The sequence below is a fragment of the Alloalcanivorax sp. C16-1 genome (assembly GCF_046507805.1).
Classification (GTDB): domain Bacteria; phylum Pseudomonadota; class Gammaproteobacteria; order Pseudomonadales; family Alcanivoracaceae; genus Alloalcanivorax.
In genome coordinates this window covers 1,096,630-1,117,880 of record NZ_JBKFTK010000001.1, presented here as the reverse complement: position 1 = coordinate 1,117,880, position 21,251 = coordinate 1,096,630, and the positions used below count along the sequence as shown (strand labels likewise).

Here is a 21,251-nt window from a genome sequence, read left to right as displayed (position 1 = left end):
TAGCTTGCGGTTAATTCATTTCATTCATGCCCTCTAATGAGCCTTATGCATTTGTTTAATTCCGGGCCCCGGTTTAGCGTGTTTGTCCCACATTATTCGGGAGAGCCGCATGCGCGCCATTCTCTGCAAGGAACTGGGGCCGGCCGATAAGCTGGTCATCGAGGACGTCCCGTCACCGCAAGTGACCGGCAGCGGGGTCAAGGTGAAGGTGAAGGCCGCCGGCCTGAACTTCCCGGACACCCTGATCATCGAGGGCAAGTACCAGATCAAACCGGAACTGCCGTTCTCCCCCGGTGGCGAAATGGCCGGCGAGATCGTCGAGGTGGGCCCGGACGTGAAGCACCTGAAGCCCGGCATGCGGGTCATGGGCCTGACCGGCTACGGCTCCTTCGCGGAAGAAATGGTGGTGGCGGAAAACCGGGTGATCCCGGTACCCGACGCCATGAGCGATGAAACCGCCGCCGCCTTCAGCATGGTCTACGGCACCAGCTACCACGCCCTCAAGCAGCGCGCCAATATCCAGCCCGGAGAAACCCTGCTGGTGCTCGGCGCCAGCGGCGGCGTGGGCCTGGCCGCGGTGGAACTGGGCAAGGCCATGGGCGCCACCGTGATCGCCGCCGCCAGCACCGACGACAAGCTGCAGGTGGCCAAGGAAGCCGGCGCCGATGACCTGATCAACTACAGCGACGAGGACCTGAAGCAGGCCCTCAAGAGCCGCTACCCGAACGGCATCGACGTGATCTACGACCCGGTGGGCGACCGCTTCACCGAGCCGGCTCTGCGCAACATGGCCTGGAACGGCCGCTTCCTGATCGTCGGCTTCGCCGCCGGTGAGATCCCCAAGATCCCCGCCAACCTGGCCCTGCTCAAGGGCTGCAGCATCGTCGGCGTATTCTGGGGTGCCTTCACCCAGCACGAACCGAAAGAGCACATCCAGAACGTGAAGGAACTGATGCAGCTGTTCGCGGACGGCAAGATCAACCCGCGCGTCAGCGAGGTGTTCCCGTTCGAGCAGTATGAGGACGCCCTGGCGGCCCTGACCTCCCGCCGCGCCAAGGGCAAGGTGGTGCTCAAGGTCAGCGACTGAGCGCCGCCGCCTGGCCCTCCCCCTCGGGCAGGGTCAGGGTGGCACAGAGACCGCCGCCGGGGCGGTTGCTCAGCGTCAGGCTCCCGCCTTCCTCGCTGAGCACGGCCCGGGCGGTGGCCAGCCCCAGACCCACCCCGCCGGTACTCCGGTTGCGGGACCCTTCCAGCCGGTAAAACGGCTCCATGACCTTTTCCAATTGCGCCTCGGGCAGCCCCGGCCCGCGATCACAAACGCGGATCAGAATCCGCCCGTCGGCCCGGCCCAGGGTCACGGTGGCGGCGCCCGCGTACTTCAACGCATTGTCGATGAGGTTCGTGAGTGCTCGCTTAAGCGCCATCGGCCGACCCACGTGCACCCGCTTGCCGGCCTCTTCATAGCGGACCGGCAGGCCCTGATCGGTGTAATCCTCCACCAGGGTCAGCAGCAGCTCGCCCAGATCGAAGGGCGTGGGCGACTCTTTCAGAGTGTCATCACGGAAGAACACCAGCGCGGCGTTGATCATCGCCTGCATTTCATCGATATCCCGGAACAACCGGCTTTGCTGCTTGCGGTCGCGGATGAACTCGCCGCGCAACCGCATACGGGTCAGCGGCGCGCGCAGATCGTGGGAAATGGCCGCCAGCATCTGGGTGCGGTCCGACACCAACCGCTGAATGCGCGCCTGCATGGCGTTGAAGGCCAGGGTGGCCTCGCGCAGTTCGTAGGGTCCCTGGGGGTCGATGGGCGGCGCCCGCATATCGGCGCCGAAGCGCCGCGCGGCGCGGGTAAACGCCTGCAGCGGCCGGGCCAGCCGGCGGGTCGCCACGGCGGCCACCAGCAACGTGGAGATCAGCACCAGCCCCAGGCTGATCAGCATTCGCGGCAACGGAGCGAGCCCCCAGCTGCGGTAGGGGGCATCGAACGCCAGCCAGCTGCCATCGCCCAGTTGGATGGCGAGCAGGTAGCCCCGCTGGCCGCCGTGCGCCGGCCATTGGTCCGGCTGCACCACCAGAATCCTGGTGTCCGGGCGACTCAGATGGGCGCGCAGTTCCCCGGCGCCATCGTGCAGATTCAGGTCGATGCCCTCCGGCAGCCGCAGCTCGGCAAGGCGTGCCGTCCACCTGACCCGGTACGCCGGGTCGTGGCTGGCGGCGGCCTCGGCCAGCCGGGGTCGCAGGGCCGGCGGGGCGGCGTCCATCACCCGGGTCAGCGACGCCACTTCGCGCAGCAGGTTGCTGCGATCCAGGGCCGGCCGCGCCCACACCCCGCCCAACTCGATGAACAGCATATTGAGTGCCAGGGAGACCGCCATCGCCAGCACGATGGTGAGCGCGATCCAGCCCACCACCCGGTCACGCCGGCGCGGCCGCATCAGCCGCGCTCCACGGTACAGGCGAACAGATAACCGCCGTTACGCACGGTGCGGATGATGTCCGGATTGCGGCTGTCCCGCTCCACTTTGCGCCGCAGCCGGCTGACCTGCACGTCGATGCTGCGATCAAAGGCGTCGTGACCGCGACCACGGGCCAGGGTCAGCAATTGCTCCCGGGTCAGCACCCGCTGGGGGTTCTCCAGGAACACGGTCAGCAGGGTGAATTCGCCGTTGGACAGCGGCACCATGACGCCCTCCGGCGAACGCAGTTCCCGGCGGGTCTGATCCACGCGCCAGCCACAAAACACCAGCGCGGCGCCGGCGGCCACCGGCGCCGCGCTGCGCCGCAGCACCGCGCGCACCCGCGCCAGCAGCTCCCGGGCGTCGAAGGGTTTGGCCAGATAGTCGTCGGCGCCCAGCTCCAGACCCACGATGCGGTCACTCAACTGGCCCATGGCGGTGACCATGATGATCGGCGTGGGATAACGGCTCCGCAGCCGGCGGCACAGGTCCAGCCCGCTGTCACCGGGCAGCATCAGATCCAGGATCACCAGATCCGGCGTGCTCCGGCCCATGGCCCGCCACAGGGCATCGCCGTCCCCGGCCAGTTCGACCCGGTAGCCTTGCTGCACGAAGAAGCGCTTCAGCAACGCGCGGATTTCGGCATCGTCGTCAACGATCAGCAGCGTCTGCACAGTGGGGCGGCCCCGTCGAGTGGCAGCGCCGGGAGGGCGCGCCCTGGCGGGAAAGTTACGAATTGGCGGCGATGAACACAAATATTTCACCGCTGAAATAAAGCGTCAGCGGTGACACCAGACGGACATATCCAGGCAAGACCGGCGCCGTACCGTTGCGCCAGTCCACCCTGGAGCGAAACGCCATGCCCTCCCGCCGTCTTTCCACCCTGTTCCGAGTGAGCCTGACCGCCGCCCTGCTGTTGTTGCTGGGAGGCTGTGCGCACACAGCGCCGCCGCCGGCGGGCCCGGTCGACGCCGAGGGTCCGGCCACCGTGGTCGTGCATGATCCGGCCGAGCCGGTGAACCGGGTGGTGTTCGGCTTCAACCGGGTACTCGACACGGTGCTGCTGAAACCGCTGGCCACCGCCTACGGCTGGCTGCCGGAACCGGTCAACGATGGGGTGCGCAACGTCGTCAACAACCTGGGCGAGCCCGAGGTGTTCATCAACGATGTGCTGCAGGGGAACGGCCGACGATCCGCGAATACACTGGGACGCTTCGTGGTCAACAGCACCGTGGGCCTGCTGGGGCTCTTCGATGTCGCCAGCCACTGGCATATGCCCTACCACGATGCGGATATGGGTCAGACGCTGGGCGTATGGGGCGTGGGCAACGGGCCCATTGTCGAACTGCCGCTGTTCGGTTCCAGCAACAGCCGTGACGCGGCGGGCCGGGTGATCGGGCTGTTTCTGGATCCGTTCGGCGGTACCGACAGCGACACGGTGAAGGACATCAAAACCGGCAAACGGGTGGCCGGCACCGTCGACGGACGCTACCGGGCGCTACCCTTTACCGAGCGCCTGGAGCAGAGCCCGGATTACTACCGCGCCTTACGCGATGCCATTGCCCAACGGCGCGCCGGACTGGTGGAACAGGGCCGCGCCGGCGAGGTACGACCGGAAGCACCGCCGGCCGCCCCTGAAACCGCGCCTCAGCCGCCGCTCTGATCGACGAGCACCCCCGGCGCGCCCTCCTCCAGAGTGGCGCGCAGGTCGTCGGGTACCCGTGTTTTCTCGAACGGCTCGGTGGTCATCATCACGTACACCACCTCCGCCCGGCACAGCACGGTGCCATCGGCGGCGCGCACCATTTCGTGCTCCAGCACGAACGAAGTGTTGCCCACCTTCAGTGTCCGCACACGCACGTCGATGACGTCATCGAACAGGGCGCTGGCCTTCCATTCCAACGTCAGCTTGACCACCTGGTTGTCCAGGCCGCGCGCCAGCAGCGCGTTGTAGTCGCGGCCCAGGGCGCGCATGAATTCGGTCATGGCCAGGTCGACGTAGTCCGCGTAGCGGGCGTTGAACACCACTTTCTGGGCGTCGCATTCGTTGTAGCGCACCCGCAGGCGGAAGCGGAACGGATCGGTCATGAAAACTCCTATTGCAACTCAAGGGGCCGGTCGTGCCGTCGTCGCTCCGCGATCCACTGGTCGTGGGTGGGGGCGGCGGCGTCGCCGGACAGGGTATTGATGATCTCGAAGAAATTCTGCCGGTAGGTGTCCTTCATCACCTGGTCGCGGGACTTGATGCGCACCGCGTACACGCTTTGCACGTTCTGGTGATCGAAGCCCCGCCAGTACTGTTCGTCCTTGAGCAGGCTGTAACGGTGGCCTTCCAAAGCGCGGCGCACCGAGGCGCTGTTAAAGCTGTTGGCCCGCTCCACCGCCTCCTTCCATTGATAGACGATGCTGTAGGCGGACGCCGCCGAGGTGGAGGGCCGGGTGCGATAACGTTCCGAGAAACCTTCCACGAAACGCTGGCCGCGCGCGTAGTCGAATTCGTAGGGCACGTTCCAGGTCCAGGGGGCGGCGCCGATCACGCCGGCCATGATGAACGGACCGGTCTGCTCCACCATACTCAGGGTCAGGTTGGGCACCACGATCTGCATGCGCTCGGGCAGTTTCATCTGCTGCGCGATGGTCATGCCCTGCACCATCTGCTCACCGAACAGCACCAGCACCAGCACCTCCGCGTCGCTGTCGGCGGCGGCTTTCACCGCTTCCTCGATCTGGTGGTAGCGGGCGCCCGGGAACGGCACCCGCACCGACCGGTGCCGGTCGGTGTCGGTGGTATCGGTGAACTCGCGCATGGAGGCCTCGGTGGTGTGGCCCCAGGTGTAGTCGGCGGTGACGTAGAAGTAGGATTTGTCCGCGTACTCGCGCTTCAGGTAATCGCCCAGTACCCGCGCCGCCATCCAGGCGCTGTAGCACTCGCGGAACATGTTCAGGTGGCCGTCCTTGCCGGTGGTGTCGTTGGAATAGGTGAGCGTGCCGAAGTACAGCAGATTGTGACGGCGGGCCTGATCGCTGGCGGCGATGGCCACGCCGCTGGAGGCGCCGCCGAACAGCATCGCCACCCCTTCGGCGGCCAGCTCGTCCACGTTGCGGCGGGCCCGGTCCGGCTGCGAGGCGGAGTCCCGGTCGACCAGTTCCAGGGGCCGGTCGAACAGGCCGCCGGCGGCGTTGATTTCTTCCACCGCCATCAGGGCGCCGCGCTTCTGCATCAGCCCTTCTTCGCGGTATTCTCCGGTGTGCGGATAGTTGAGACCCAGCTTGATCGGCGTGGCCGCCCGGGCCACCGAGACCAGCAACACCGCGGCCAGGACCGCGCAACCCCAGTATTTCAAACCCTGCTTGCTCATGGCTCCCTTCCCCCCTGTTATTGTGATGTAGAGCTATTGTGATGTAGCGCTATTGCAATCTAGGGCGACGATTAGCATAGACCCTCTGGGGAGGTTATTAGCCTTTGGTCGATTGCGCCGATCAATTTGTGACCGGCCGGTATTGAGCCCGAACATACCGCAGAGTATGCTCACGGCCCTAATTTAAAACAAAATTCCATTAAGGGCGCGCCTGTCCGGTTTGACCGGGCGGGACGCCGGGAGAGTGCCATGACCTCGATCAGCGATGCCATGCCGGTTTACGCGCCGGCCCTGCCCGAAGACGGCTTTGTGTCGGTTCCCGAACGTCTGCGGGAAATGGCGGCTCTGCAGCCGGACCAGCCGGCGGTGTACGACGAACAGGGCATGCTCACCTGGCGGCAGTTCGTGGACGGCGTCAACCAGGTGGCCAACCGGCTGCGCGCCGCCGGCCTGCGGCGCGGCGACACGGTCGCCGGGCTGGCCGAGAACAGCGCCCGTTACCTGACCCTGTTCATGGGCACGCTGAGCGCCGGCGGCTGCATGGTGCCGCTGTCCGGCATGGCCGCCGGCGAGACCCTGGCGCTGATGGTCAACGACTGCGACGCCCGCTTCCTGTTCGTGTCCGCCAAGCACCGTGATCTGATCGAACCCCTGCTCGGCAGCCTCCACAACGTGGACCCGGCGCAGCGCGTGGCCCTGGACTTCCAGGCGGACGGCTGGCAGCCCTTCGAGACCTGGCTGGGTGACGCCTCCAGCGAGGCGCCGGACCATGTGCCGACCCTGGACGATCCCTTCAACATCATCTACAGCTCCGGCACCACCGGCGTTCCCAAGGGCATCCTGCACGATCACCGCCTGCGTGCCCGTCATGTGGAACGGGGCGAGCGGCTGGGCTACACCCGTGAGGCGGTGACCCTGGTGTCCACGCCGCTGTATTCCAACACCACCCTGGTGGCGGTGCTGCCCACCCTGTTCGGCGGCGGCACCATCGTCAGCATGGCCAAGTTCAACGCCCATCGCTTCCTGGAGCTGGCCCAGGAGCACCGCGCCACCCACGCCATGCTGGTGCCGGTGCAGTATCAGCGGATTCTGGCGGAGCCGGATTTCGACCGCTTCGATCTGAGCAGCTTCAAGATGAAGTTCTCCACCAGCGCGCCGCTGCGCGGTCATGTGATCGCCGACGCCATGAAGCGCTGGCCGGGCAACATCATCGAGTTCTACGGCCTCACCGAGGGCGGCGTCACCACCACCCTGAACTGCGCGGACAACCCCACCAAATGGGACACCGTGGGCCAGGCCAGCCCGGGCTGCGAGCTGCGCATTATCGATGAGGACCTGAAGGAAGTGCCGCCCGGTGAGATCGGCGAGATCGTCGGCCGCAGCGGCGCCATGATGCGCGGCTACTACAAGCGCGACAGCAAGACCAACGAGCTGCTGTGGACCAGCCCGGAAGGCGAGGTGTTCTACCGCACCGGGGACATGGGCCGGCTCGACGAGGATGGCTTCCTGTCGGTGCTGGATCGGCGCAAGGACATGATCATTTCCGGCGGTTTCAACATCTACGCGGAAGATCTGGAGCGGGTGCTGCTCAAGGATCCGGAGGTGGCGGACGCCGCGGTGATCGCCATTCCCAGCGAACAGTGGGGCGAGACGCCGCTGGGCCTGGTGGTGCTGCGCGATGGCAACGGCGATCTGGAGGCGATCCTGGCCCGCGCCAACGAGCAGCTCGGCAAGGGCCAGCGCCTGTCCGGCCTGGAGCGCCGCGACGAACTGCCGCGCAGCACCATCGGCAAGATTCTCAAGCGCGAGCTGCGCGATCCCTACTGGCAAAAGCAGGCCCAGACCGAGCGGGGCTGACGCGCAACTCAGGCTAGAGCAGGTTCTCGATCGGCAGCAGCCCGAAGAACCGCGACGCCAGCCAGCGCGCCTTACTGACACGGGGTTCCCGGTGATAACGCACCGGGCCCCGCTCGTCGCCGGCGCCCCATTCCAGCCGGCCCTGGTCGTCCAGGCCCACCCGATAGCTGTTCTGCGGCGCCATGCCTTCCTCGATGAACGCCGCCACCCGGGCCGCCAGCGCCTCGGAATTCACGTAGTAGCCCATTTCCGTATTCAGGTTCGCCGAGCGCGGGTCCAGGTTGAACGAGCCGACGAACAGTTCACTGCGGTCCAGCACCATGGCCTTGGTGTGCAGGGCGGACATGGAGCGCCCCGGTTTGAGGCGGGCCAGGTGCCGGCGGGCGCGGGCGTTGGGCTGCAGTTCGTGCACTTCCACGCCGGCCTCGATCAGGTCGCGCCGGTAATGGGCGTAGGCGGCGTGGGCGGCGATCACGTCATTGGTGGCCAGCCCGTTGGTGAGCAGGGCGATGCGCCCGCCGTTGGCGTGCATGGCGCCCAGGGTACGCACGAAATCGTCGCCGGGGATGAAGTACCCGGCTTCGATCAGGATCTCGCGCAGGGAGCGACGGCTGAGTAACTCCGCCAGCTGGTCGCCCATCAATCGCTGGGTGACGCCCTTGGCCTTGTCCGGGGTATCGAACAACAGCGCCGCCGGCGCGGTGATCTGGCGGGCGTCCGCGTCGCGCACGATCTGCTCGAAGCGCGCCGGATCCTGCTGGTGATGATAGGGAAAGTCGTCCAGCGCCTGGCACCACTGATTCAACTCTTCCCACAACCGATCGGCGTCCTCCAGGGAACGGCGTTTGAGCGTGCGCAGATGCACGGTGACGTCACTGTTCCAGTAGCTCTCGAAGGCCTCGCGGGTTTCCTCGACGATGGGGCCGCGGGCGTACAGATCCAGATCACGGAAGTTGGCTTCCGGGTGCACCCCGAAATAGTGGTCGGAAATATTGCGGCCGCCGACGATGGCGTGCTCGCCGTCGGCGATCCAGGCCTTGTTGTGCATCCGATGGTTAAGACGCGGGGCGTGATAGAGCCACTGCACGATGTGCTTGTAGCGGCCCCGGAACGGATTGAACAGGCGGATTTCCACATTGGGGTGGGCGTTGAGCGCCGCCCACTTCACGTCCCGCCCCAACTGGTTGGCGTGGTCCAGCAGCAACCGCACGCGCACGCCACGCCGGGCCGCTTCCAGGGTCCGGTAGACCAGCAGCTTGCCGATGCGATCGTCGTCCCAGATGTAGTACTGCAGGTCCAGGGTCTTCTCCGCCAGCCGCGCGGTGGCGGCTCGCAGGACGAAGGCTTCCTCGCTGTCGGGCAACAGGCAGAACCGGGATTGGCGAACCCGCGAGGTGGGCGCGTCGGCGCCTTCCTGATCGGCGCCTTCGCTCATGCTCGGGGCTTCAGGCTGTCGCGAATTTCTCGAAGCAGGATGATGTCTTCCGGAATCTCGGGGGTGGGCGGCGTGGCCACCGGCGCCGCTTCCTCTTCCTTGCGTTTCATGCGGTTGAGGGAGCGCACCAGCAGGAAGGTGGCCCAGGCCACGATCAGAAAGCTGATCACGTTGTTGATGAACAGGCCGTAGTTGAGGGTCACCGCGCCGGCGGCCTGGGCTTCCGCCAGGGTGGCAAAGCTGCCCTGGCCCTTGAGCACCACGAACAGATCCGCGAAATCCACATCCGCCAGCAGCAGGCCGATGGGCGGCATCAGCACGTCGGTCACCAGACTTTTGACGATGGTGGTGAAAGCACCGCCGATGATGATCCCCACGGCCATGTCCACCACGTTGCCACGCACCGCGAATTCGCGGAATTCCTTCATGATCGCCATATCGTTCCCTTCCTGTTCAGGGCCCGGTATTCAGCGCCCGGGCCGGGCCAGAAATCATCTTAGCCCGGATGGCGCCGCCGGCAAATCATGGTCACGAAAACAACGTAAACGATTATTCCACGGTCACCGATTTGGCCAGGTTGCGGGGCTGGTCCACGTCGGTGCCGCGCAGCACCGCCACATGGTAGCTGAGCAACTGCAGGGGCACGGTGTAGACGATCGGCGCGATGCTCTCGGGTACCGCCGGCAGGTGCAGCACATGGATGCCCTCGCCATCGGCCACCTTGGCGTTCTTGTCCGCGAACAGGTAGAGCTCGCCGCCCCGGGCGCGCACTTCCTGCAGGTTGGATTTGAGCTTTTCCAACAGCTCGTCGTTGGGGGCCACCGCCACCACCGGCATTTCCTTGTCCACCAGGGCCAGGGGGCCGTGCTTCAGCTCACCGGCCGGGTAGGCTTCCGCGTGGATATAGGAGATTTCCTTGAGCTTGAGCGCCCCTTCCATGGCCACCGGGAACTGCACGCCACGGCCCAGGAACAGGGTGTGGTGCTTCTCCACGAAGGCGCGGGACAGGGCTTCGATGGGCTTGTCCAGAGCGGTGGCCTGCTCCAGCAGATTGGGCAGCTGGCGCAGTTCGCCGAGGATCTGCTCGATGCGCTCATCGCTCAGGCCATGGCGACGGCCCAGCGCCAGCACCAACATCATCAGGCCCGCCAGCTGGGTGGTGAACGCCTTGGTGGAGGCGACGCCGATTTCCGGACCGGCCTTGGTCAGGAAGGTCAGCTCGGATTCACGCACCAGGGAGGAGCCGTCCACGTTGCAGATCGCCAGACGGCCCACATAGTTGTTCGAGCCGGTGTCGCGCAGGGCGGCCAGGGTGTCGGCGGTTTCACCGCTCTGGGAGATGGTCACGAACAGGGTGCCTTCCGGCACCACGTGCTGGCGGTAGCGGAATTCGCTGGCCACCTCCACCTGGCAGGGAATGCCGGCCAGGGCTTCCAGCCAATAGCGGGCCACCATGCCGGCGTGGTAACTGGTGCCACAGGCCACGATCTGCACCGACCGGACCCGATCGAAAATGGCCATGGCCGGCTCACCGAAGGCGGCGCTGACCGCGTCCGGTGAATCGATGCGGTCCTGCAGGGTGCGCTGGATGGCCGCCGGCTGCTCGAAGATTTCCTTCTGCATGAAGTGGCGGTACTCGCCTTTCTCCACGTCTTCGTGGGCGCCGTCGAATTCGTGCACCGCCCGCTCCACCGGCTCGCCGTGGCGGTCGAAGACGCGCACCCGGTCGGTGGTCAGTTCCACCAGGTCGCCTTCGTCCAGAAAGATAAAGCGGTTGGTCACCGGCAGCAGGGCGAGCTGGTCGGAGGCCACGTAGTTCTCGTCGATCCCCAGGCCCACCACCAGCGGCGAGCCGGAACGCACCGCCACCAGCCGATCCGGTTCACGCTGGTCCACCACGCCCAGGGCGTAGGCGCCGTGCAGCTGCGGCACGACTTTCTGAAGGGCGCGGCGCAGGTCTCCGCCGCACTCCTCCAGGCTACGGTGCAGCAGATGGGCCACTACTTCGGTGTCGGTCTGACTCTGGAAGCGGTAGCCGTCCTGCTCCAGCTCGTCCTTGAGTTCCTGGAAGTTCTCGATGATTCCGTTGTGGACCACCGCCAGGCCATCGCCGGAGAGGTGCGGGTGGGCGTTTTCCTCGGACGGCCGTCCATGGGTGGCCCAGCGGGTGTGGGCGATGCCCAGAAAACCGGCGGTGTTCTGCTCGCGGACGGCCTCTTCCAGGGCGGCCACCTTGCCCTGGCGGCGTACCCGCTGCAGGCCATTGGCATTGATCACCGCCACGCCGGCGCTGTCGTATCCACGATACTCGAGCCGCTTGAGGCCCGTGATCAGAATATTGGTGACGTTACGATGGGCGATGGCGCCGACGATTCCACACATGGGTGTTTCCTTTTTCCAATCACCAGATAGCTATTTCTTGGCGGGTCGCGGCCAGTTCTCGATATTGCGCTGCTGACCACGCGCCACCGCCAGACCATTGTCCGGCACGTCCTTGGTGACCACGCTGCCGGCGCCGACGGTGGCATTCTCGCCGATGGTCACCGGCGCCACCAGGGAAGAATTGGAACCGATAAAGACACCGTCCTTCATCACGGTCTGGAATTTATTGACCCCGTCGTAGTTGCAGGTGATGGTGCCCGCGCCCACGTTGACGCCCTTGCCGATGCGGCTGTCGCCGATATAGGTGAGGTGATTGACCTTGGAGCCCTCGCCGATGCGCGCCTTCTTGGTCTCCACGAAGTTACCGATACGCGCCTTGGCGGCCAGTTCGGTGCCCGGGCGCAGCCGGGCGAACGGCCCCACGTTGCAGCCTTCGCCGACCACCGCGCCGTCGATCACCGAGTTCGCCTCGATCACCGCGCCGGCGGCGATGTCCGCGTCGCGGATCACGCAATTGGGGCCGATGCGTACGCCCTCGCCCAGGGTCACCTTGCCTTCCAGCACCACGTTCACGTCGATGGTTACGTCGGTGCCGGTGCTCACCGAACCACGGATATCCAGGCGGGCCGGGTCCAGCAACGTCACGCCGTCGCGCATCAGCGCTTCCGCGCGCACCCGCTGATAGACCCGTTCCAGCCGCGCCAGCTGGACACGGTCGTTGACGCCGTCCACTTCCCATGCGTCGGCGGGCTGCTCGGTGACCACGTCCATGCCGGCGTCCACCGCCATGGCAATCAGGTCGGTAAGGTAATATTCGCCCTGGGCGTTGCGGTTGGAGAGCTTCGGCAGGCTGTCATTGAGGAAGCGGCGGCCGCAGGCGAGGATGCCGGTGTTGATTTCGCGGATGCGCTTCTGGTCGTCGCTGGCGTCCTTCTGCTCGACGATGCGGGTCACCTGGCCCCGATCGTCGCGCACGATGCGCCCGTACCCGGCGGGGTCGTCCAGTTCCAGGGTCATCAGCGCCAGGCTGCGGTCGCTGACCCTCGCCACGAAGTCACGCAGCGTCTCCGGGCGGATCAGCGGCACGTCGCCATAGAGCACCAGCACCACGTCCTCGTTCAGGTGCGGCAGCGCCTGGGCCACCGCGTGGCCGGTGCCAAGCTGCTCGGCCTGTTCCGCCCAGCGCAGCCGCTCGCCGTTGACCGCCTCGCGCACCCGCTCGCCACCGTGGCCGTACACTACCACGGTATTGGCCGGCGACAGCGCCGCCGCGGCGTCCACCACGTGCTGGACCATGGGCCGGCCGGCGATCGGGTGAAGCACCTTCGGCAGCGCCGATTTCATGCGGGTGCCTTTGCCCGCGGCCAGAATCACAACCGCCAGAGTCATATCCTTCGATCCTCGAATTGTCGTCCTGATTAGGGTGGGGGCCCCTTATCAAACAAAAAGGGGCGGCTCCAAGCCACCCCTTTTCGTAATCCGGCCGTTCACGGTGTGTTACCGCTTGGCCATCTTCTTGATTTGCTCGATGGTGCGCAGGCGCGCGGTCGCCTCGGCCAGGGCCGCGGCAGCGCGGGTGTAGTCCATTTCCGCGCTCTTGCCTTCCAGGGCATCCTTGGCGTGCTGCTTGGCGCGCTCGGCGTCGGCCGCGTCCATGTCCTGGGCGCGCTCGGCGGTGTCCGCCAGCACGGTGACCAGTTTCGGCTGCACTTCCAGGAAGCCGCCGGACACGTAGAACACGATCTCTTCGCCGTTCTGGGTTTTCACCCGTACCGGGCCCGGCTTGAGGCGGGTCAGCAGCGGGGCGTGACCGGGCATCACGCCCAGGTCACCTTCCACGCCGGCGGCCACTACCATTTCCACCAGACCGGAGTACAGCTGTCTTTCGGCACTAACAATGTCGCAATGCACGGTCATCGCCATTTGGGTTCCTCCCCGTGCAGGTTACTTGTCACCGCGTTTGTTGTAAGCCTCTACAACTTCGTCGATGGAGCCCTTCATGTAGAAGTCCTGCTCGGGGATGTGGTCATAGTCACCGTTCAGGATACCCTGGAAGGAGCGGATCGTCTCCTTCAGCGGTACGTATTTGCCCGGTGAGCCGGTGAACACTTCCGCCACGAAGAACGGCTGGGACAGGAAACGCTCGATTTTCCGGGCGCGGGAGACGGTGGTTTTGTCTTCCTCGGACAGCTCGTCCATGCCCAGAATCGCGATGATGTCCTTGAGCTCCTTGTAGCGCTGCAGCACGGTTTGCACGCCGCGGGCCGCTTCGTAGTGCTCATGGCCGATCACCAGCGGGTCCAGCTGGCGGGAGGTGGAGTCCAGCGGGTCGATCGCCGGGTAGATACCCTTGGAGGCGATGTCCCGGCTCAGTACCACGGTGGCGTCCAGGTGGGCGAAGGTGGTCGCCGGGGACGGGTCGGTCAAGTCATCCGCGGGCACGTAGACCGCCTGCACGGAGGTAATGGAGCCGGTCTTGGTGGAGGTGATCCGCTCCTGCAGAACGCCCATCTCTTCCGCCAGGGTCGGCTGGTAGCCCACCGCGGACGGCATACGACCGAGCAGCGCGGATACTTCGGTACCGGCCAGGGTGTAACGGTAGATGTTGTCCACGAAGAACAGTACGTCGCGGCCTTCGTCCCGGAACTTCTCGGCCATGGTCAGACCGGTCAGCGCCACGCGCAGACGGTTACCCGGCGGCTCGTTCATCTGGCCGTATACCAGGGACACTTTGTCCAGTACGTTGGAGTCCTTCATCTCGTGGTAGAAGTCGTTACCCTCACGGGTACGCTCACCCACGCCGGCGAACACGGAGAAGCCGGAGTGCTCGATGGCGATGTTCCGGATCAGCTCCATCATGTTCACGGTCTTGCCCACGCCGGCGCCGCCGAACAGGCCGACTTTACCGCCTTTGGCGAAGGGGCAAACCAGGTCGATCACCTTGATGCCGGTTTCGAGCAGTTCGTTGGAGGCTGCCTGATCCGCGTATGAGGGCGCTTCGCGGTGAATGGCCATGCGCTCGTCTTCGCCGATCGGGCCGGCTTCGTCGATCGGGCGACCCAGCACGTCCATGATCCGGCCGAGGGTCTTGGTGCCCACCGGTACCTGAATCGGCTCGTGAGTGTCGGTCACTTGGAGGCCCCGCTTGAGACCTTCGGTGGAACCCATGGCGATGGTGCGCACCACGCCATCGCCCAGCTGCTGCTGAACTTCCAGGGTGGTTTCGGTACCGTCCACGGTGAGTGCGTCATACACCTTGGGCACGGACTCGCGCGGGAATTCGACGTCGATCACAGCACCGATGATCTGAACAATACGACCGCTACTCATGCTTGCATCCTCTTAACTTGCGTTTCTCGCCGCTTGCTTTTCGCACACCCTTAAACAGCGGCGGCACCACCAACGATTTCGGAAATTTCCTGCGTAATGGCAGCCTGGCGCGCCTTGTTGTACACCAGTTGGAGATCGTTGATGATCTCGCCGGCATTGTCGCTGGCGGCTTTCATCGCCACCATCCGCGCGGCCTGTTCGCAGGCATTGTTCTCAACCACACCCTGATACACCTGGGACTCGATGAACCGCACCAGCAGCTCGTCGAGCAGCTCCTTGGGCGCGGGCTCATAAATGTAGTCCCAGTGACGCTTGAGCTCGTCGTCCTCGCCCGGCTCCAGCGGCAGCAGGCGGATGGTCTTCGGCTTCTGCGTCATGGTGTTCACGAATTCGTTGTACACGATGTACAGACGATCGATCTCACCGTTTTCGTAGGCATCCAGCATCACCTTGATGGACCCGATCAGGTCGTTCAGGTGAGGCGTGTCGCCGAGGCCGCTGACCGAGGCCTCGACCTTGCCGCCGACACTCCGGAAAAAGGCCAGCCCTTTGGAACCCACCACGCAGTGCTGGACCTTGGCGCCCTTCTCTTCCCACTCGCGGGCACTCTTCACCACGCTTTTCAGCAGGTTCACGTTCAGGCCACCGGCCAGACCCCGGTCCGAGGTCACGACGATATAGCCGACGTTCTTGACGTCCCGTTCCTGCAGGTAGATGTGCCGGTATTCCAGATCAGCATTGGCAAGATGGGCCACCACCTGACGCATGCGCGTGGCGTAAGGCTTGCTCGCCTCCATACGCTCCTGCGCTTTACGCATCTTGCTGGCCGCCACCATTTCCATCGCACGGGTGATCTTCTTCGTGCTCTGGACGCTGGCGATCTTGCCCTTGATCTCTTTACCGCTAGCCATAGGACTGATCCTTTCTCAGCGAATTACCAGGTTTGGGTGGCCTTGAACTGCTCGATGGCCTCCTTGATGCCGGCCTCGATCTCGTCGTTGTAGTCACCCTTCTCGTTGATTTTGTCCATCAACGCTTTCTGTTCGCTGTTCATGTAATCCAGCAGTGCCGCCTCGAAGGAACCGATCTTGTCGATCTCGATACCTTTCAGGTAGCGGTTGTTGGCGGCGTAGAGAACCACGCCCATTTCCGCCACGGACATCGGGCTGTACTGCTTCTGCTTCATCAGTTCGGTCACGGCCTGACCGTGCTCGAGCTGCTCGCGGGTGGCTTCGTCCAGGTCGGAGGCGAACTGGGCGAACGCCGCCAGTTCCCGGTACTGGGCCAGTGCCAGACGGATACCGCCGCCGAGCTTCTTGATGATCTTGGTCTGGGCGGCACCACCTACACGGGATACCGACACACCGGCGTTCATCGCCGGACGGATACCGGAGTTGAACAGGCTGGTTTCCAGGAAGATCTGACCATCGGTGATGGAGATCACGTTGGTCGGTACGAAGGCGGATACGTCACCGGCCTGGGTTTCAATGATCGGCAGCGCGGTCAGGGAACCGGTCTTGCCTTTCACTTCGCCATTGGTGAAGTTCTCGACGAATTCCTCGTTGACCTTGGCGGCGCGTTCCAGCAGACGGGAGTGCAGGTAGAACACGTCACCGGGGTACGCTTCGCGGCCCGGCGGGCGGCGCAGCAGCAGGGAGATCTGGCGGTAGGCCCAGGCCTGCTTGGTGAGGTCGTCATAAACGATCAGGGCGTCTTCGCCGCGATCGCGGAAATATTCACCCATGGTGCAGCCGGCGAAGGGCGCCAGGAACTGCATGGAAGCCGGGTCGGAGGCGGAGGCGGCAACGATGATGGTGTTGTCCATGGCACCGTGCTCTTCGAGCTTGCGCACCACGCCGGCGATGGTGGACTGCTTCTGGCCGATGGCCACGTAGATACACTTAATACCAGAATCTTTCTGGTTGATGATGGCATCCACGGCCACGGCGGTCTTACCGATCTGACGGTCACCGATGATCAGCTCACGCTGGCCACGGCCGATCGGGGTCATCGCATCGATGGACTTGAAGCCGGTCTGTACCGGTTCGTTCACCTCACGGCGCCAGATTACGCCGGGGGCCACTTTTTCCACCGCGTCGGTGACGTCGGTCTTGATCGGACCTTTGCCGTCCACCGGGTTACCCAGGGCGTCGACCACGCGGCCGAGCAGTTCGGGGCCCACCGGCACTTCCAGAATGCGGCCAGTGCACTTCACCTTCTGACCTTCGGCCAGACCCAGGTAGTCGCCGAGTACCACGGCGCCAACGGAATCCTGCTCCAGGTTGAGGGCCATGCCGTAGATGCCGCCCTCAAACTCGATCATCTCGCCGAACATCACGTCGGCCAGACCATGAATGCGCACGATACCGTCGGATACGGATACCACCGTACCTTCGTTCCGTGCCTCGGTGGAGGTATCAAGTTTCGCGATGCGCGACTTGATAATCTCGCTGATTTCGGACGGGTTGAGTTGCTGCATCTCTAATCCCTCAAACTCAAGAGTTCAGTTGCTCGGCGAGGCGGGAAAGCCGGCCGCGCACACTGCCATCAATTACCGTATCGCCGGCTCGTACCAGCACGCCACCAATGAGTGACTCGTCCACGGAAGTGGACACCTGCACGTCCCGGCCCAAGCGCTCCTTGAGCGCCGCCACCAGCTTGTCGGTTTCGGCGTCTTCCAGCTCGAACGCGGCGATCAGTTCCACATCGGTGATGCGCTGATCGGCGGCCAGCAGTTCGTGGAACAACGCGCGAATGGTGGGCAACAAATCAAGACGTTTGTTGGCCGCCAGCTGGGCGATGAAATTGCGGGCGCCTTCACTGAGCTCGTCACCGCAGACCTGAATAAAGGCTTCGGCCTGCTGGGCACGATCCAGCTCCGGCTGGTCCAGATAGGCGCGCACGGTGGCGTCCTGCGCCACGGTCGCCGCCAGATCCAGCATCTGTTCCCATTCCGCCAGGCCGTTGTTTTCCTTCGCGAAAAGGAACGCGGCTTTGGCGTAGGGACGTGCGATGGTGGTCAATTCAGCCATGGGGTGCCATCCGTATCACTCAGAGTTGAGCCGCCAGCTCGTCGAGCAGCTGCTTGTGACTGTCGCGGTTCACTTCGCGGGCCAGCACTTTCTCGGCACCGCTCAATGCCAGGGCGGACACCTCTTTACGCAGCTCTTCGCGGGCGCGGTTGATTTCCTGATCGATCTCGGACTGGGCCTTGGCGATCAGGCGCTCACCTTCGGTACGGGCCTGATCCTTGGCTTCCTCGACGATCTGATTGGCGCGCCGGTTGGCCTGCTCAATGATCTCGGACGCCTTGTCCTTGGCTTCCTTCAGATTGGCGGAGGCTTTTTCCTGCGCCAGCTCCAGATCCCGTTCGGCACGGTCAGCGGCGCTCAAACCTTCGGCGATCTTCTGTTTGCGCTCGTCCAGGGCCCGGGAAATGGGCGGCCAGACGAACTTCATACAGAAGAAAACGAACAGAGCGAACCAGATGGCCTGGCCGATCAGTGTCGCATTAATGTTCATGCCAACACCTCAGCATTACGTGGATTTCCCTGAACCGGGGCTCGGTTTGAATCCCGTCTTACTGGAAAATCAACAGGAAGGCGATGGCGATACCGATAATCGGCACGGCGTCCAGCAGGCCCGCGATAATGAACATGCGGGTTTGCAGCATAGGACCCAGTTCCGGCTGACGTGCCACGGACTCCAGGAAACGACCGCCCATCAGACCGAAGCCGATACCAGCGCCGATACCCGCCATGCCAGCAACCAGCGCCGCCGCGAGAAGGTTTACATCTTCCATCTTTACACTCCCGTTAAGTGCTTCAGTTGAGTTAGGAAACGTTGCTTAGTGCTCTTCCACCGCCATGCTCAGGTAGACGATGGTCAGCACCATGAAGATAAACGCCTGCAGGGTGATCACGAGGATGTGGAACACCGCCCAGGGCCAGGCCGCCACGGCCTGCCAGGTGCCCATCATCGCGGCCACCAGGATGAATACGAATTCGCCGGCATACATGTTGCCGAACAGCCGCAAGCCCAGGGACACCGGCTTGGCCAGCAGGGCCAGGACTTCCAGTACCAGGTTGATCGGCAGCAGGATGATTTTGCCCAGCGCGCCCTTGGCTTCGAACGGCTTGAAGCTCAGCTCCGCCATGAAGCCGCCCACGCCCTTCACCTTGATGCTGTAGAACACCACCAGGAAGAACACGCAGATCGACATGGACATGGTGATGTTGGGGTCGGTGGTCGGCACGATGCGGAAGTACGCTTCGTGGGCGGACCAGCCGAAGAAGGTGGTCATGATCCACTGGAAGGTGAGCGGCACCCAATCCACCGGGATCAGGTCCATCAGGTTCATCAGGAACACCCAGCAGAAGATCACCAGCGACAGCGGGGCGATCAGTTTGCTCTTGCCGTGGAACGAGTCGCGCACCTGGGTGTCGATGAACTCGATGATCATTTCCACGAAGTTGAGCATGCCGGAAGGGGTATTGGGGCTGGCCTTGCGGGCCATCAGCCAGAACAGCAAACACATCAGAATGCCGAGACCGCCGGACCAGGCCAGGGAATCCACGTGGAAGGCGGCGAAGCCCATGTCGCTGGCTTCCTGGGCGTTACAGGCGAACGTCCAGGTGGCGTCGTTCAGGGTCTGGTCGTGACCGTGACAGGTCCGCTCATAGCCGGCGGGCAATTGGCCATAGGTGAGATTTCCCAGATGGTGCTTGATGTACTCGCTGGCGGAGCTCGCTGCCATATCAATACCTACAGTCTAGTCGTCTTGCCCGTCCCGTTCCGCTCCCAGGCGGTGGTCCAGGCGCGCCACCTGAACCCAACCGGCGATCTGCGCCAGCAGGAACCCCAGAAACAGAACCACTACATGTGTCAGTTCGCGCGACGCCGGCACCTTCGCGAAGGTCAGGCCGAACAGCGCCACCATGATCACCACCTTGCCGGCTTCCGCCCGCATGGCGGCGCCCGCCATGCGTTCAGGCGCGCGGTTGCCCGGGTGTAGCCACACTTGGAAGCCACCCCAGGCGTATGCGATCAGGCTGATAGTGCCGCCCCAGGCGGCCGCGAGGCCCAGACTGGCGCCGGCGATGACGACGACCAGTACGGCGAAGGTCATGGCGCTTAAAATCTGCGCGCGCATCAAGCCCCAGAACAGTGTTCTGCGGGCTCGTTCGTCGAAATTGGCCACCGTGCTCCCGTGTGTCGCTGCTGACGCCGCCGGAGCGTGTCAGGAGAAGGTCGCGGGTACCCCCTGATCTTTGGCGCGGGAAGTATATGGGGAAGGTATATCGGTATCAACCGGCGAGGGTCGATTGTTTGGCCCGAAAGGACCGGATTCGGCGTAAAATTTGAACGGACGCTCTACTTAGGAGGGAATCTATACAAATCAAGTGGTTTTGTGGCCGGAGATAAACCGTATTGATACGCCTCTCCGACCACTGCGTCAAGCGAGTTGATAAATAGGCAAGCAAAAACGTCCACCCGTTGAAGAAAGACGCTTATTTGATGTGGGCGAGAATGCCGTCCAGTTCATCCAGGTTGTTGTAGCTGATCACCAGCTTGCCCTTGCTGCCCGTGCCCTGCTGGATCTGCACCGGCGCGCCCAGGCGCTCGGACAGGTCATTGAGCAGATGACGCACATTGGGGTCTTCCCGGGGGGGCGCGGTCCTGGCCGGCTTCTCTTTCTCGAACTCGCGCACCAGGGCCTCGGTCTGGCGTACCGAAAGCCCCTTGGCCACCACCGCCCGCGCCGCTTCCACCTGTTTCTGGCCGGTCAGCGCCAGCAGCGCCCGGGCGTGGCCCATCTCCAGGTCGCCGTGTTCGAGCAGCTTCTTGACGTCCGCTTCCAGGCTCATCAGGCGCAGCAGGTTGGTCACCATGGCCCGGGACTTGCCCACCGCGTCGGCCACCTGCTGGTGGGTGAGGCCGAATTCCTCCTTGAGCCGGGACAGCGCCAGCGCCTCTTCCATGGGGTTGAGGTTCTCGCGCTGGATGTTCTCGATCAGCGCCATGGCGATGGCGGCTTCGTCGGGCACATCGCGGATCACCGCGGGAATCGTGTCCAGCTCGGCCATCTGCGCGGCCCGCCAGCGCCGTTCGCCGGCGATGATCTCGTAGCGGTCCTCACCCAGGGGGCGTACCACGATGGGCTGCATCACGCCCTGGGCGCGGATCGATTCAGCCAGCTCTTCCAGGGCGTCGGGGGACATGTCGCGGCGCGGCTGATAGCGGCCCCGCTGCATGAACTCCACCGGCAGGTGGCGCAGTTCGCCGTCCCGGGGCGGACGCTGGCCACGGTCGGCGGCGGCCTCACCGCCCTCCAGGCTGACCTCGTCCGGATGGTCCTGGTAGGCCGCGTTGCTGCTCAACAGAGCATCCAGCCCCTTGCTCAGCCCGCGTTTACGCTTTGCCGCCATA

The 21,251-nt window shown here is 64.3% G+C and carries 22 protein-coding genes; 3 read left to right on the top strand and 19 right to left on the bottom strand.

The window, feature by feature from the left end; translation table 11 throughout:
* Positions 1-109 precede the first annotated feature (109 nt).
* Positions 110-1,087, top strand: a complete 978-nt coding sequence (locus ACLD0W_RS05325; protein WP_410306446.1) for an NADPH:quinone oxidoreductase family protein — start codon at positions 110-112, stop codon at positions 1,085-1,087.
* On the opposite strand, the gene ACLD0W_RS05320 is transcribed toward ACLD0W_RS05325, so the two are convergent.
* Genes ACLD0W_RS05320 through ACLD0W_RS05310 form a run of 3 tightly spaced genes read right to left on the bottom strand, consistent with a single transcriptional unit; the run spans position 1,077 to position 3,320 of the window.
* Positions 1,077-2,438 carry an ATP-binding protein gene (locus ACLD0W_RS05320; protein WP_410306445.1) on the bottom strand — a complete coding sequence of 454 codons (1,362 nt, stop codon included), beginning with the start codon at positions 2,436-2,438 and terminating at the stop codon, positions 1,077-1,079. The genes ACLD0W_RS05325 and ACLD0W_RS05320 overlap by 11 nt on opposite strands.
* Positions 2,438-3,133, bottom strand: coding sequence for a response regulator (locus tag ACLD0W_RS05315; RefSeq protein ID WP_410306444.1), 696 nt, complete (start codon positions 3,131-3,133; stop codon positions 2,438-2,440). Before ACLD0W_RS05315 ends, ACLD0W_RS05320 begins: the two co-directional genes overlap by 1 nt.
* 55 nt (positions 3,134-3,188) lie before the next feature.
* Positions 3,189-3,320, bottom strand: a complete 132-nt coding sequence (locus ACLD0W_RS05310) for a hypothetical protein (RefSeq protein WP_410306443.1) — start codon at positions 3,318-3,320, stop codon at positions 3,189-3,191.
* On the opposite strand from ACLD0W_RS05310, the gene ACLD0W_RS05305 reads away from it, so the two are divergent.
* Positions 3,319-4,122 carry a VacJ family lipoprotein gene (locus tag ACLD0W_RS05305; protein ID WP_410306442.1) on the top strand — a complete coding sequence of 268 codons (804 nt, stop codon included), beginning with the start codon at positions 3,319-3,321 and terminating at the stop codon, positions 4,120-4,122. The genes ACLD0W_RS05310 and ACLD0W_RS05305 overlap by 2 nt on opposite strands.
* Here the strand turns inward: ACLD0W_RS05305 and ACLD0W_RS05300 are convergent.
* On the bottom strand, positions 4,107-4,547 hold the full coding sequence (locus ACLD0W_RS05300; protein WP_410306441.1) for an acyl-CoA thioesterase: 441 nt from the start codon (positions 4,545-4,547) through the stop codon (positions 4,107-4,109). The two genes, ACLD0W_RS05305 and ACLD0W_RS05300, sit on opposite strands and share 16 nt — an antisense overlap.
* An 8-nt stretch (positions 4,548-4,555) precedes the next feature.
* Entirely contained in the window at positions 4,556-5,818 is a 1,263-nt protein-coding gene (locus ACLD0W_RS05295) for an ABC transporter substrate-binding protein (protein ID WP_410306440.1), read from the bottom strand.
* Positions 5,819-6,067: 249 nt separating this feature from the next.
* On the opposite strand from ACLD0W_RS05295, the gene ACLD0W_RS05290 reads away from it, so the two are divergent.
* Entirely contained in the window at positions 6,068-7,675 is a 1,608-nt protein-coding gene (locus ACLD0W_RS05290; RefSeq protein WP_410306439.1) for a class I adenylate-forming enzyme family protein, read from the top strand.
* Between the two features lie 13 nt (positions 7,676-7,688).
* On the opposite strand, the gene ACLD0W_RS05285 is transcribed toward ACLD0W_RS05290, so the two are convergent.
* From ACLD0W_RS05285 to ACLD0W_RS05220, 14 genes are all read right to left on the bottom strand, one after another.
* A complete protein-coding gene (locus ACLD0W_RS05285) occupies positions 7,689-9,110 on the bottom strand; it encodes a phospholipase D family protein (RefSeq protein ID WP_410306438.1) in 1,422 nt (473 codons plus the stop codon).
* On the bottom strand, positions 9,107-9,547 hold the full coding sequence (mscL, locus tag ACLD0W_RS05280) for a large conductance mechanosensitive channel protein MscL (RefSeq protein WP_410306437.1): 441 nt from the start codon (positions 9,545-9,547) through the stop codon (positions 9,107-9,109). Before mscL ends, ACLD0W_RS05285 begins: the two co-directional genes overlap by 4 nt.
* A 112-nt stretch (positions 9,548-9,659) precedes the next feature.
* Entirely contained in the window at positions 9,660-11,492 is a 1,833-nt protein-coding gene (gene glmS / locus ACLD0W_RS05275) for a glutamine--fructose-6-phosphate transaminase (isomerizing) (RefSeq protein WP_410306436.1), read from the bottom strand.
* A 30-nt stretch (positions 11,493-11,522) separates the two neighbouring features.
* Entirely contained in the window at positions 11,523-12,881 is a 1,359-nt protein-coding gene (gene glmU / locus ACLD0W_RS05270; protein ID WP_410306435.1) for a bifunctional UDP-N-acetylglucosamine diphosphorylase/glucosamine-1-phosphate N-acetyltransferase GlmU, read from the bottom strand.
* Positions 12,882-12,989: 108 nt separating this feature from the next.
* Positions 12,990-13,415: a F0F1 ATP synthase subunit epsilon gene (locus ACLD0W_RS05265; RefSeq protein ID WP_228232678.1), complete on the bottom strand. Its 426-nt coding sequence runs from the start codon at positions 13,413-13,415 to the stop codon at positions 12,990-12,992.
* A gap of 21 nt (positions 13,416-13,436) precedes the next feature.
* Positions 13,437-14,822, bottom strand: a complete 1,386-nt coding sequence (gene atpD / locus ACLD0W_RS05260) for a F0F1 ATP synthase subunit beta (RefSeq protein WP_410306434.1) — start codon at positions 14,820-14,822, stop codon at positions 13,437-13,439.
* Between the two features lie 50 nt (positions 14,823-14,872).
* A complete protein-coding gene (gene atpG, locus ACLD0W_RS05255; RefSeq protein WP_204426682.1) occupies positions 14,873-15,733 on the bottom strand; it encodes a F0F1 ATP synthase subunit gamma in 861 nt (286 codons plus the stop codon).
* 23 nt (positions 15,734-15,756) lie between these two features.
* Positions 15,757-17,301: a F0F1 ATP synthase subunit alpha gene (gene atpA / locus ACLD0W_RS05250; protein ID WP_410306433.1), complete on the bottom strand. Its 1,545-nt coding sequence runs from the start codon at positions 17,299-17,301 to the stop codon at positions 15,757-15,759.
* 16 nt (positions 17,302-17,317) lie between these two features.
* Complete coding sequence (locus ACLD0W_RS05245) at positions 17,318-17,854, bottom strand: F0F1 ATP synthase subunit delta (protein WP_410306432.1); 537 nt, start codon at positions 17,852-17,854, stop codon at positions 17,318-17,320.
* Positions 17,855-17,873: 19 nt separating this feature from the next.
* The gene (locus ACLD0W_RS05240; RefSeq protein WP_410306431.1) at positions 17,874-18,344 is read right to left on the bottom strand and encodes a F0F1 ATP synthase subunit B; all 471 of its coding nucleotides are present in this window, start codon (positions 18,342-18,344) and stop codon (positions 17,874-17,876) included.
* Positions 18,345-18,402: 58 nt separating this feature from the next.
* Complete coding sequence (gene atpE, locus ACLD0W_RS05235; RefSeq protein ID WP_067607387.1) at positions 18,403-18,624, bottom strand: F0F1 ATP synthase subunit C; 222 nt, start codon at positions 18,622-18,624, stop codon at positions 18,403-18,405.
* 45 nt (positions 18,625-18,669) lie between these two features.
* A complete protein-coding gene (gene atpB, locus ACLD0W_RS05230) occupies positions 18,670-19,578 on the bottom strand; it encodes a F0F1 ATP synthase subunit A (protein ID WP_410306430.1) in 909 nt (302 codons plus the stop codon).
* 15 nt (positions 19,579-19,593) lie between these two features.
* The gene (locus ACLD0W_RS05225) at positions 19,594-20,022 is read right to left on the bottom strand and encodes a hypothetical protein (protein ID WP_410306429.1); all 429 of its coding nucleotides are present in this window, start codon (positions 20,020-20,022) and stop codon (positions 19,594-19,596) included.
* Positions 20,023-20,332: 310 nt separating this feature from the next.
* Positions 20,333-21,250, bottom strand: a complete 918-nt coding sequence (locus ACLD0W_RS05220) for a ParB/RepB/Spo0J family partition protein (RefSeq protein WP_410306428.1) — start codon at positions 21,248-21,250, stop codon at positions 20,333-20,335.
* Position 21,251 lies beyond the last annotated feature (1 nt).